Annotated in this window: 2 protein-coding genes; both read right to left on the bottom strand. The window is 35.3% G+C overall.

Translation table 11 applies throughout. From position 1 onward, the window contains the following. Nucleotides 1–192: 192 nt before the first annotated feature. Complete coding sequence (locus H0I26_RS12920; RefSeq protein ID WP_218699469.1) at nucleotides 193–1,191, bottom strand: type IX secretion system membrane protein PorP/SprF; 999 nt, start codon at nucleotides 1,189–1,191, stop codon at nucleotides 193–195. Between the two features lie 22 nt (nucleotides 1,192–1,213). After that, the gene (locus tag H0I26_RS12915; protein ID WP_218699468.1) at nucleotides 1,214–15,088 is read right to left on the bottom strand and encodes a T9SS type B sorting domain-containing protein; all 13,875 of its coding nucleotides are present in this window, start codon (nucleotides 15,086–15,088) and stop codon (nucleotides 1,214–1,216) included. Between the last annotated feature and the right edge of the window lie 47 nt (nucleotides 15,089–15,135).

Raw genomic sequence — 15,135 nt, 5'->3', positions numbered from 1 at the left:
AAATGAATGAAGATAGCGTTTAAAAAAAACTCCTATTTAACCTTTTTTCAGGCATAATGTATGCTTGTACAAAAATACGATAATTATAGGCAATGCGCTACTAAAGTTACTTAACGAAAGTCTAGTAACGCAAAAAGTATTGTGATTTTTTTAGGATCACAATACTTTTAGATTATAATGTAATAGGTGTTATTACTTTTTATTTAGACCTGCGCCTCTATATTTTCTCCAACTTGTACCTTTAGTACATTGACAATCACTCATACCTTGTAAAAAGTCAATACCTATAGTAATTGCATGTGTACCAGAATTGTAAGCTGATAAGTCATTCATTGTTATTTGATAAGAATATGCGAAATAAAATCCGTTCTTCGTAATACCGGCCATTGGACCAATATTAAGTGGTTTTAGTGCTTGATCGTTTAAAAAACGATAAGATCCACCAACCCAGTAGTAATCTCCATTACGACTAAATTTTCTATACTTAAAGTTAATATCGGTACTAGATCTACCATCGTTATTATATCTCTGATAGAAAATAGAAGGTTCCATTTCTGTGTTTTTAGCAGTTTGAATGATATATCCAGCGTACCCTTGAAAATTTAATAGTTTACTTGGTTCTATTCCTGTAAAATTATCAATATCCTTATCTAGTATGTTATTCGCATTAAAACTAGCATAAAACAGTTTCCAACGGTACAAAATACCGACATCAAAATTGTTATTATTAATAGAGCGATCGTCTGTAATACTTGGATCTACGATTGGCATTTCGTCGTTACCTTCAAAATTTTCGATATCAACTCTAAAACTATTAAAATTGTATGATAGACCAAAAGACAAATATTGTTGTGATTTGTTATCTAAGGTAATGTGGTGTGCAAAAGAAAATTTTGCTCCTTTTTGACGTGTATTTCCATTTTTATCATTGTACAACGTCAATCCAACTCCCGTTTGGTTACCAATTCTAAAATCGGCATATAACGCTTGGTTATCAGGCGCATCTTTTATACCTACCCATTGTGTTAACCCGTTAGCTCTAATTCTTAAGTTATCTCCAATACCTGCGTACGTTGGAGAGATAATAAAATCGTTATCTGCCAAGTATTGTGTAAATACGGGTAGGTTTAATTCTTGCGCATAACTGTAAGAAGCGAAAAGAAGAACGATATATAGTGTGATTTTTTTCATTTAACTATTTTTTTAGATTCTATTATCTGTAAAGTGTAAAATGTCCAACATATTCTTTATCTAATAGTGTACTGTTAGTTTTTACTACGTACCAATAATCTCCTGTCGGTAATTCTGTTCCGTTGTATTTACCATCCCAATATTCACCAACACGGTATGTTGCTATTTTACGACCATAACGATCGAAGATATCAAAAGTTAAGTCTGGAAAGTCCTCTACACAACCTGGCGCCCAAGTATCTACTACACCATCATTGTTTGGTGTAAAGTAGTTTGAAATACATGGTCCGACTAGTTCTATATTAATTCTTGCTTCCGCTTGACAACCTGCACTATCTGTAACTACTACTGTGTAATTACCAGCTTCTGTTACTACATATTCATTTTGACTACCATAATTAATATCGTTTAAAGTATATGTGTAATCACCAGTACCACCAGTAGTTTCTGCTATAAACCCACCTGGTTCATCACTTTCCACTAAAATTAGAGCTATCGGTTGATAATCTTCAATAGTAAAGAATTCCGTGTATTGTACACAACCGTTAGCATGTGTTACTTCTACATAGTGATCAGCACCATTGGCATAGTCTACATTTGTAAAGATATTACTTGCTTGACTACCGACACCATCTAAAGAGAATTGTAACAGACTAAAATCTGTTATGCTTTCGTCTACAGTAACGGTAACCGTATTTGAAAGTATATTTCCATCACATAAATATTCTACTACTGCAACAGGATCGATTCTTACAGACTCAGGGAAAGTAATATTCCATTCTGATTCACAGCCTACAGCATCTCTAATGAATAATGTGTGATCTCCACCATTTAAATTGGTAAAGTCAAAAACAGTTTGAGTTGCAGTTCCAGTTGTATATGTTCCATTATAGTCATCTAATACCACACTGTAAGGTAAACTTCCTCCAGATATTTCGATACTAAAAGCACCATTTGCTTCACCTTCACAAGTTTCTGGGAGAAGAGAACCTGAAACAATCTGAATTAATACTGGTTCTGGATCTTCTATTGTAAATGTATCTGTGTAATAGCAACCTAAAACATCTTGAGCAATAAATGTATACGTACCAGCTTCTAGATTTTCGAAAACATTAGTTTCAAAAAACTGATTTAATTGTGGTGAAATCGCATATTTAATAATACCAGTTCCTCCGGTAGCTGTTATCACTAATTGACCATCATCATCTCCACTACAAGTAATATCGGTAGCAGCAAAAGTAACTTGTAATGCTGAATCAGGCTCCGTAATTGTAATTGAATCTGAATCCATAATACAGTTATTACTTAAAACCGTTACTGTATATGTTCCAGCAATTAAATCGGTAAAATTAGCAGGGTTGTCTGTTGTCACTTCAATAGTATTACCTAAACTGTCTTCTAATGTATAACTGTAGTTTCCTAATCCACCTTGTGCAGACGCTGTAATGGTTCCGCTATTATCTCCAAAACAATTAATCGTAGGATTATCACTGGTTAAAGTCAGCTCTAAATCAGGAAGTACATCTATAGTAATTTCATTTGAAACAATAGAAACACAACCATTAGCATCTCTAACATAGTATTGGTATGTTCCTGGTGTTACAGGAATTACTACAGAGGTAGTAAATGTTCCTAATACATTAGAGAAGTTACTTGTATCACTATAAGTATATATTCCTGTTCCTCCAGTTGCTGATAAAGTTAATTGGTAAGCAATAGGACAAGGTTGTGTACTAGAGTTTACTAAACTAGCGTCAATTTCTGTAGGTTGATTTATAACGATATCTACTGATGTCATTGTACAATTAAATCCATCCTCTATAGTTACAGAGTATGTTCCTGCGCCTAAGTCTGTAAAGACATTAGAAAGTTGTGGTCCCGAGTTGCTTACACTAGGTGACGAACTGTTAAGTGTATATGTGTAATTAGCACCTTGTCCACCAGTAACATTAGTTACCGTTATACTTGCATCTTGATCTCCGAAACATGACAATAATGTTGCATTTGGAGTAAAAGTAGCAGCTATAGGTGTTGGTAATGCTAGAATAATATTTTCTGAAACAATACAACCTTGAGAATCTCTCACGTTAACCGTATAATTTCCTGCTGATAGGTCTGTAAATTCACCATTAGTTGAGTAAGGCACGTTTGCAGTTCCTGTTAATTCATATTCTAAATTACCCCATCCACCTGTACCAACAGCTGAAATAGTTCCCATATTATCAAGACAGGTTACAGAGGTTTGCGTTGTTGTAAGCGCTAAAGCTGCTGTTGGTCTTGTAATTGTAAAGTTTTTAGTAACTGTACAGAATGGATTTCCTGTTAACGTTGCATTTATAGTATATGTACCACCAACTAAACCTGTAATTGTTATTGGTCCAGCAGTCGCAGTTGTACCAGAGGTTACAGTTGTACCAGCACTATCTAAAACAGTATAGTCAAATGGTCCTGATTGATCTGGGTTAGTTGCTGAAACAACATCATCTATAAACGTAACATTAACACTACCGTCATTATCATTAAAACAAGTCACATCAACAACTGAATCTATAACAAGATCAAAAGTATTTGGATTGTTTACATAATGTACATCTTGTAGTGTACAAATAGAATCTAAGTTTGTAACAGAAATAATATAGTTTGCAACATCCAATCCAGTGAAAACACCTGTTGTATTTGTTTGACTATAAACACCTCCCGTTACTGATCCCGTAACATCTTCTACTGTATATTCTAAGTTAGTTGGTGTCCCGTTAGTTCCAGAGGCAGTTACTGTAATATCTTCTAGATTAGTACATGTAATTGCATTATCAACCGTTACGGTGATAGTATCTAAATCAATGTAAGGATTAATAACAACTGTTGTTGCTGTTGTACCTAAACATCCTTGATCATCATAAACATTTACAGTATAAGTTCCGCCAGAAGCATCTGACTCAGTATAAACATTACTAGCACCAGATTGAACTACAGTACCACTTTCTACGAATTCGTAAATAGTATAAGTTCCAGAACCACCAGTTACTGTATTTACAGTAATGGAAGCATAATTAATAGTATTAGTATCTGTTGTACATTCATATTGAGACACAGTAGGAGCAGAGACCACAATTATATTTGGTTCTGCGATGATAACATTTTCCGTTGCGAAACAACCTTTACCTGAATTTACTTGTACTGTATAAGTACCAGCAGCTAATCCTGTAAAGATATTCGAGTTTTGAGGTGCCACAACAATTGGTGCTGTAATCTCGTAAGTATATATCGGGTTATCATTAGTTGCAGGTAAATCTACAGTGATGACACCGTTGCTTTCTCCATTACAAGTAACATCAGTAGCAGTAGCTGTAAATGTAACAGGTGTTGCTACGTCTAAAACGACAGTGGCATCATTAGTACATGCTGTTGCTAGATCAGTAATTGTTACCACATATGTTCCTGAAGGTACGCCTGAGAATACATTTCCAGTTAAACTTACTGAACCTGGATTAGGACTAAGTGCATATGTATAACTACCTGTTCCATTAATACCAGTTACTGTAATCTCTCCATCGTCATCAGAACAACTTGGTGAAATAGCGGCAAGTGTTAGCGCAATAGGATCGTCAATAGTATACGTTACTGTATCCGTACATCCATTTGCATCTCTTACTGTAATTGTATACGTTCCAGCTGCATTTACTGTAAAGTCAGGACTTGATTGAAATCCATTACCTATACTATATTCATAAGGTGCTATTCCTGTAGCGACACTTACTGTGAATGAATAATCATTTGTTCCACTTATACATTGAGAACCAGCAACCGTAATTCCTGTTGGAATAGGATCTGTATCAATAGTGATCGTTAAAGGCGTAGTAATAACACAATTATTAGTGTCTTGAACATGAACATCCCAAGTTGTAGAAATTGCTGGGTCTAATATAGCAGAGTTTGAACTTGAATAGGTTCCTGCTGGAGTACCACTAACTACAAATGAATAACTGTAAGATCCAGTTCCTCCTGAAGCAGTGACACTGACTTGAGCCCCATCATTACAATTCGCATTGACATTAGTATCTAATACTAAATCAAGTGGAGTCGCTTGTGCTACATCAACAAAAGTTGTTGTAGTACAGCCTGTCGTTTCGTCAGTAATTAATATAGTTTGTGTACTTGCTGCTGTTAATCCAGTAACAGAAACTGTAGCACTAGTTTGTCCTGTTACCGTTGGCCCACTATTAATGGAGTAACTATAAGTTCCTGTAAAATTAGAAACTGTAAATGTAACTTCTCCATCATTTCCTGGGTTACAAGTCACATCACTAATTAACTGACCAATCACTTCTATGTTTTCAACATCTTGTAAGACATATAATTCTTGATAAGAACAACCATTAGCATCAGTCACTTGGAACGTATAGTTATCTACAGGTAATCCTGTAAATATACCCGTTGAAGCTCCCGTTGTATTTGTAGTTGCACTTGCTGGAGATAAAATTTCATAACTTAAAGCAAGAACACCTCCTGTAGCAGTTAACGTAATATCGCTAGTACTAACTAAACATGTTATTGGAGTAGCACTGAAATCTAAATCTGTTGGAGGATCTAATGGATCCACTGTTACAGATCCTGTAACCTCACAACCATTTGCATCTCTTACGATGTAATTAACAGTTTGTACACTACCATTATTGTTTACAGTAAATGTATTATTTGTTGTGAAACCAGAACCATTAAAACTGTAATAGTACTCACCAGAACCTGTTGGGGTTCCATCTTGACCTAATACTGTAATGACTGTTGCGACATTACAATTAGTTATTGCAGAAAGAGACTCGGTTGCAGTTAAAACTATTGGCTCTGTTATTGTAATCGGAGCACTAGCATAACTACAAGAAATAGCATCTATAACCGTAACGATGTAAGACGTCCCTTGAGATAAACCAGTAAATACGTTAGAACTTTGTGGTGTTCCACCATCTAATTGGTACATAAAAGGACCAGTTGCAGATGTTGTTGTTACTGTAATAGTTCCATCACTACCACCGTTACAACTTACGTTAGTTTCTACTGTTGTAAATGTTGTTGGTACAATAGCGTCTACTACTTGCGTTGCAGTTGATTCACAACCGGCAGCATCCGTCACCATAAAGTCGTAAGTTCCTGCTGTTGCAGCTGAATACACATTGGTTGCCATAGGGGTAAATGTAGTCCCACCATCTGTTGATACTTCATAAGTATATGATGTACTATCACCACCTGAAGCCGTTAAAGTAATTTCAGCATTTGGACTAGCTGTACAGTCTAAAGCTTTAGTTAAATCAGCACTTAATAATACTTGATCATTAACTAGGTATGGTGTTGAAGCCACACAACCGTTTCCATCTTGTATATATAAAGTATAGGTTCCTGCAGAAGCCACAGTAAAATCTGGACTTGAGACAAAGGTTGTTCCATTCATACTATATAAAGGACTTCCTATGGTAACAGCACCAGTAATTGTAATATTTATAGGGTTACCAACAAAACAAGGTGATGTTTGTGCATCTATTGTTGGTTCTGCATCTCTAACTAACGTAACATCGAAGTCTCTAATACAACCGTAAGCATCAATAGCATAAACAGTATAATCATCAGCCACAACATTAAATGTATTAGATGACGCCCAAGCTGTGCTTGTAGCATCAGGAGCAGTAGCCGATTCTAATAAAATTTGATATTGATAAGGTGCAGTACCATCACTAGCAATCCCAGTAATAACACCTAAGTCATTACAGTTTTCGTTAGAAGACACAGAAGCTGTTAAGTTAAATAGTATAGCAGACTCTGTAATATTAAATGGATCTGTAGTTATACCACAATTTGCATTTGTTCCTGATGTTTCTGTAATAGTCACAAAATAGTTACCAAATGCTAGCGGTCCTAAATTACTAACAGGAAGTGATCCACTTGCAGGTACCGTTCCAGATCCTGTTACACCTGTTGTTGCTAATGTTAATGAATCAAATATCTCGTAGGTCACATCAATAGGCCCAGTCTGTGTGTTATTTATTGTAAAAGACACGTTACCATCAGCACTTCCTGTACATGTAATGTTATTAGAAACAACACTATCTACAGTTAATGTTGAATTTGTAGGTATTGGCGTAGTTGCTGTTTCAAAATAATAACATTTGGTATCATCATCATATACAACAAAGGTATAAGTAACATCTGGTAATAAACCTATAAATGTTGTAGATACAGGTACTCCAGTACCCAACTGCCAAGTAGTTGATCCTGTAGGGATACCATCCCAAGTCATCCCTGGACCTGTGTATATTGCAAAATAGAATGGTCCAACACCTGTTATAGAACTACTAGAACCTATACTTACATCTGCTTGTCCACCAGCAGCACAATCTAAAATTGTTGCGGCGATATTGATATCTAAATCATCTGGTGGTGATGCGACTAGTATGTTTTGTTCTAGAAAAGTACAACCGTTTGAATCTGTAATTATTATTTCATAGATACCAAAATCTACAACTTCAAAAACTTGTGTTGCGCCATCTTGATTAAGTAGCTCTTGATCGTATCCATTTACTCCTGTAACATGATACGTATAATTTGCAGTACCACCAGTAACAGAGTTTATAATTATTTCACCAAGAGACACACCACTTGCACTACATGTAATTGGCGTTACTGTAAAATCTAAAACAATTGGAGTTGGCTCCGATATTGTTATTAGTTCTATTTCTGTACACCCTCTAGCATCTGTTACGGTTACGGTATAATCACCAGCTGGTAAACCAGAAGTTTGAGAACCATAAGATGTACTTGTTGTTGTATTAAAGACTTCAAATACATATGGTGCTTGACCAACAGTTGTATCTGGTGTAATAGAAATAGCGCCTGTTTCTTCACCGTTACAGTTAATAAAACCTGTTTGCACGACTGTGATATCAGGATTAACTGCTGGAGTGATTTCTATAGGCGTTGTTGTTACTACTGTACAAGAACTAGCATCTGTTACCATAAAAATATAGCTTCCAGGTGTTGTTGTATTTAGCACGTTAGTTGGCATAGTGGTATAAGTAGCACCTCCATCAGTAGAATACTCATAAGTATAGGTTGTATCTCCACCTGTCGCTGTTAATGTTATTTGCGCTTCTTGTGGTAAAACACAGGTAATATCTTTATCTAATACCGCTGCTAGTGTTAATTGTGGATTAACTGTAACAGTATCAGTTACAATACAACCATTACCATCTCTTACCGTTATAGTATAAGTTCCAGGTGTTACTGTAAATGTATTTCCAGTTTGGAAGTTAGTACCATCAATGCTATACATTAATGTAGCAATACCAGTTGCTGTTGCAGTAATAGTATAATTATTACCTGTCCCAGTACATTGGTTATCTACAGCTGCAGTTACAGTAGGTAAGTCATCACGTATAATTGTCACTGTATCCATAACAACACAGTTATTACTATCCATAACATAAACATCAATTATTAAACCTAGAACACTAGTGTCTACAGTTGTTGATGTACTATAGTCCGTTGCGATTGGAGCAGTACTTCCTGAAGTTACATAAGCATAAGTATAAATACCTGTTCCTCCTGATAATGTAGTATAAGTAATATTAGAGTCGTCAGTATTACAATTTACATTACTACCAGTAGCAGTAAATGTTATTTGTGTTGTTGGATCTATAGTTATTGACGCAGAAGTAGAACATCCTGTCGCAGTGTCTATAACATCAAAAGTATAAGACCCTGCTGGTAGGTCAGTCACTGTAACGTCGTTACCTGTTTGCGTTATTGTACCTGCATTAGGTGTTAATGTATACGTATAGTTTCCTAAACTGCTAACATCCGTCATTGTGAAAGTAGCGGTCCCATCATCCGAACCAAAACAAACTTGATCGGTATTGGTATCTGCTACAGCAATGTTAACTGCTGGGGCAATATTGTGAGAAGCACTAATTGTACAACCATTAGCATCTGTGATTTGGAACGTATAATTTCCTGGCGCTAAATTTGTAAACACACCAGTAGAAACACCAGAAACATTAGATGTTTCAGATGCAGGCGCTGTAATTTCGAATATAAACGGCGCAATACCATCTGTTGGTGTAACTGTAACAGCTGTTGTTGTGTCATTACATGTAATGATGTTAGCATCCGCAAATGTCATTCCTGTTAAAGGATTGTATGGTGGAATATCTATAGTTTCAGTATCTATACAACCATTTCCATCTCTTACAGAATATGTAATGGTTTGCGTTGTAGCTGTATTAGTTACAGTTAATATGTTTGTAGCTGTGTACGCAGTACTTCCATTAAAACTATAAGTATACGTCCCAGTACCTCCAGAAGCCGCTACAGTAATATCCGTTGTAGTACTACAATTTGTATTATTAGATAGGGTAGCAGTAGCAACAATTTCTGTTGGATTATTTAAAGTAATCGTATAAACAGGTGATACACAACTATTACTATCTTGTATTTGGTAAGTATAGTCCGTAGTTGTAGCTGTAGTTGTATTTGCATCTAGTCCTGTAAATAATGACGTTGTTGTAAAGGCTCCGCCATTAAAACTAAAGGTATAACCTCCAGCACCATCAGCTGCAAATAGTTGAATTTCTCCATTAGCATCATCAAAACATAGAGGATCTATACCATCTGCTGTTCCTGTTGGTGTTGAAATAGCATCGATCGTGTTAATTCCTGATTCTGCAGTACACCCTTGTGCATCCGTTACCTGAAATTGGTACGTTCCTGCTGTTGGTATTGCATATGTGAAAGGTGATCCAGTAGCACCTAAGTCAGTGTAAGGACTTCCATTTTCAGAAACGGCATATGTAAATGGTGCTAATCCGCCAGTTATCGTTCCGGTGATTTCAGCATCAGGCGTTGCAGTACAATCTAAATCTTTAGTTATTACAGCATTTAAAACCAATTCTGGTTGGATTGTTTCAGCTGCTAAAGTAACCTCACATCCAAAAGCATCTCTTACTATTATTGTATAAGTACCTGGAGTTAGATTAGTGAAATCGTTTTCATCTTGAAACGCACCACCATTAATATTATATTGGTATGGTGTTACACCTCCAGAAGCAGTAACTTCTATAGTTGCACCACTAACAGGATCAAAACAAAAATCTGAAGCAGTACTTATTGTAGCTGTAGGAGCAATTGGAGCGTCTAAGGTTAGTGTTGTAGATTCTGTACAACCTCCAGCATCTGTAACTTCAACAGTATAAGTACCTGGAACAACATCCGTTACTACGCCATTTACAAAATTTGTTGTAGTAAAAGGAGCTACTGTGTCAATTAACTGAAAAGAATAACCAGGTGTTCCTTCTGTAGCACTTGCTGTTATTGTAGCACCGTCTAAACAAGTAACCTCAGTATTAGTAAGGCTAATAGTTAATGGGTTTGGAGCTGTTATTGTTTCTGTAAAAGGAAATTCGCAAGTGTCAACACTATCATCATAACGGATTATAACTTCATAGGTGTCATCTGTTAATCCTGTAATAGTATAAGGAGACGTCATTTGCGTAATCCAAGTCAGACCATTATCTGTTGAATATTGATATCCTAAAGTCGTATCAAAATTTTGAGCAGCAATAGTTATTTCTCCATCAGAATCTCCAGAACAAGTAACCATTGACGTTCCTGTAATATCTGCAGTAAAGGCATTTCCTGATGCAATTACAAAAGGGAACTCTACTGTTGTAGAACAGGCTTCAGGAAGTTGAAATACTCTGATATCATCTATAGCGACATCATTACCACCATTTTGCTGTACATTAGATCTTAAAATAAAAGTTAAACTAGTGTTTGCACCAGGGTCTAATGTTGCAGGTGTGGTAGGGTATTCTATCCAATTATTTGTTTTTGGTATATCTCCTGTATTATAAGAATCAATGACATTACCACCAGCATCTATTAATTCAACTACTAAATTAGGATCAAATCCACTAGTTCCAACTCTAAGTAAATTAAGAGCAGCAAATTCAACTTGTATTGGTTGATTTGGTATGATATCATTTATTTGTTTTTCATATAAGATAGCTGTAACAGGAATAGATGATCCAATATTTACAACTAAAAATCTTCCATCTTGTGTTGGAGGAGTTGTTGCAGGAGTATGGTCAACAGGGTCTAACCATGTACCAAACGGATTTACAATATCTGATGTAACAGAATATTCTCCATCATTAATATGCGTAGTTCCATTACAAGCACCAGGTGCTATTTGATGTTCAAAGCAATAATAAGTAGTATTTATTCCAGGAGATGTAGTATTTTGACCATAACCAAACGTTTCGTACAGTAAGTTACTAAATGTAGGGACATCAAGTAAACTATATTCTACACTAACAGTATGAGATCCTGTAGGCACATTTGTAAATGTTTGTGGATCTGTTGTGTTTGGGTTAAGTGTTCCGTCTATATAGTAATCATAAGTATAATTAGATCCACCATTATTTGTTATGGTTACGGTAGCATTTCCTGAACCATCACAATTAAATAGAGTATCACCAATATCAATAGTTGGAGCAGGAGGTTCCTGATCTAAAATAGTGTCTTGCATAGCAAATATACAACCATTTGCATCACGAATATAAACGGTATAACTTCCAGGACTTACAAATGATTCATTAGAAGTTATCCATGTTGCTTGATTATCAAAACTATATTCATATAAGTTAGGTGCAGGAAATGGAGTTCCACCTTGAGGATTTGTAATTCTGATAGTTCCTTCGCCTGAAGGACCACAACCTGCAAGTGCTGATATACCAGCTGTAGCAGTTAAAGCTTCATCCGGTTGATCTATAGTAATTGTTTCTACGGTTGTTAAACATTCTGATCCTGCAAGTGTGTATTTAATTATTACTGGATAATCACCACCACTTAAATTTGAAAATGTTGGGTTAGGACTATAAGTCACGCCGTTGTCAATACTATATTCTAAAGTGTAACCATTAGCATTTGTGACATTAATTTGAATTTCTCCTGTCGTATCATTGTAACACAATATATCTGTGTGAGTAATGTTGTATTCAGGATCAGGAATATCATCCATAGTAATTGTAGTAGTAGCAACACAGTTGTTTGAATCTACTACAGTAATATTGTAAGTTCCTGCAGCAGTTACAACTATTTCTGGTACAGTTTGAAAATCTGTTGTACTATTTACGAAGTAGAAGTAAGGTGCTGTTCCTCCTTGAGGGTATATTGTAATTTCACCATCATTACAAGTCAACGGACTAGTAATAGCAGCTGTAACTGTTAATAAAGGTGGTTCTATAATAATTACATCTTCTGTATAGGTACATCCATTTTCTGTTGTAACTGTAGCAGTATAGGTTCCTGGGTTTAAATTGTCGAAAGAATACGTGTTTTCTAAAATAGGACCAACACTATTCACTACTGTTCCTCCAGTAGATAGTGTGTAAAAATATTGTGGATCAACATCATTAGCAGCTAATTGAATGGTTCCTTTATCACCATTACACAGCGGTTGTAATATCGTTGAAGTTACTGTAAAATCACGTTCTCTAATTTGAATATCTGGTACTGTAAATACACAAGGGTTTGTAGCGATACCTGTTTGCACAATATAAACTGTATAAAGACCTGCAGTATCGACTGAAAACACATTACTATTTTGATAGTTAATACCATCTAAACTATACTCGTAACCTGAAGGTACGTTATTAACGGTAATACTTCCATCAGTAGTACAAATAATATCAGTAGAAGCAACAGTTGCTTCTAATAAGTTTTGATACACATTAAAATAGAATTGTACAAAGCAACCACCAGCATAATTAATAGTTAATCTAAATTGACCAGAAGTGTTTGCTAAATAATCAGATCCAGTTTCAACTTCATCCCAAACACAAGAATTATCTTCATTAGCACAATCCGTATTAGAGACTGCTGTACAACTAGTTTCATCTAATTGTTCCCATATAATAGAGGATGCTCCAGTAATATTTGTTTCAATAAGTGTTGAATCATTTATACCACATAAAAAGATATTTGGTAATAATTTTCCATTGTTAGGACAAGTAACGACTTCATCAGCGTAAGGTATTACAGGGTTTTCCAACGAACCACCAAAAAGCTCTACAATAAATTCTTGTGTTATTGATTGACAAGGTGCTATAGCAGTATTGTAAACATAATAAGTTCCTGTTTGATCAACAGTTATACTTTGTCCAGTACCAATTACTGGTGATCCAGTATCACTAGTCGACCAAGAATAAGAATCGTATCCATCAGCAGCTGTCAATTCTAAAGTTGCACCACATAAGACTTCATTTTGAACAAAAGTACAATCTAATTCTGCCAAAAAGTTAGTCGCTTGAGGTACAAATAAACAACCTACGTTACTGTTTAAACTAGGATCATCTGTTATTTCAAAATCAGGATTTAAAGTTCCTGCATAATTAGCATAAGCCTGATTATTAATTATGTTAGAACAGGCATCAGCCAATTGATTACAGGCATCAACAACACTTGCTTCTATTCTAATTTCATATACAGGATCATTTTCTTCAACTAAATAATTTGCAATATCAAATACAAGTTCTCTTGTTACGGGATCATAACTTGCTACAGTAACACCAGCAGGAAGGACTAAACCTGATGGATAATTAAAAGTTATATTTACAGGTAAAATATCACGAATTTGAAAACTAGTAGCATTATCATTTCCTGTATTTTGAAAACCAATAACATAATTTAAGGAATCTCCTAAATCAATCGTTTGTCCAGAAATGTCGTTTCCTGAATCATCTTCTACAGTTTTAGTTAAAACAATATTGGGTTCTATTATATCGACAGCTAATGCAAAAAAATACGGAAAATAAGTATCTCCATTTGTTTCTAAACGAACCACTGCTGATGTTGCATTATTTGCAATCACAGAGTTACTAGGATTAGGAACAGCTAAAATACCTGTATCAAAACCCAATGTATTTGTACTATTTGGTACTCTATCATTAACAGGCAAACCACTTAATTGGGTAATAGTACTGTTAAAAAAGTTATCTTGATTACGATCTACTGTAGATAAAGGAGTTCCATTAAGTAATAAACGGTCACCAGTAATTCTTTTATCACCTTCTAATGTTGCAAATGCAAAATTTGCTCTTACTGGCGTAGGAGCAGGGACTGTTCTAAAACCACTAATTGGAATTTCTGCAAAAGAATTTTGAGCCAAACTAATTGCGCTAAATCCATCAAAACTTGTTATTGATTTACCAGTTAATGTCGGATCTTCATATACTATAAAAAGGGACCAACCAGCAGACTGACCTGTACCATTCCCTACATCTGATGATCTTCCTACTGCAGAAGACACATTAGCAACAGTGTAAGTACCCAAATCTGATATTGAACCAAAAGTGGTAACAATGTCTGTAACATTAGCATGACAAGCATACGAAAAACTATTACCGCCATCAGTAGAATTGGCGCCTGCTTCATAAATAATAGTACCTGTGATGTCATTATAACCTCCAGTAGGGCCTTTCAATTTAACATCTGTAATAGGTTGATCACCAGGATTAACAGCTGCCCAATATAAATCGGCTCTAATTATACGATAGCAATCTTGGTTGGGAATAGTTAAGTCCGCACTAGAAGAACTGAAAGTAGAAGCATCACTGTCAATATCAATATATTGCATATTAACACTATTGTTATAGGCAAAATTGTTATTAAAAGCATTATTACTTGGGCCTAGAATATTATTCCCAATAAGAACAATATCTCCTTTTACATCCATATCAAATGTAGGTGGATTACTGTCAACAAAAGGCACGTAATTCTGTGAAAAGGATGTAAAGCCTAAAAATAGTGCAAATACAGTAATGATAATCTTAGAAAAAGTAGGATTTTCCATTTTATATTAGTTTTATTTATTTATAACACGGTCTAGTGTTGTAGATA

The organism is Olleya sp. HaHaR_3_96 (assembly GCF_019278545.1).
Taxonomy (GTDB): Bacteria; Bacteroidota; Bacteroidia; order Flavobacteriales; family Flavobacteriaceae; genus Olleya.
This window is presented reverse-complemented; position numbering and strand designations above follow the sequence as displayed.

What these genes read in the sequence shown, in the direction of transcription:
- H0I26_RS12920 (WP_218699469.1), bottom strand. Translation starts at nt 1,191, where the DNA reads ATGAAAAAAATCACACTATATATCGTTCTTCTTTTCGCTTCTTACAGT.
- H0I26_RS12915 (WP_218699468.1), bottom strand. Translation starts at nt 15,088, where the DNA reads ATGGAAAATCCTACTTTTTCTAAGATTATCATTACTGTATTTGCACTA.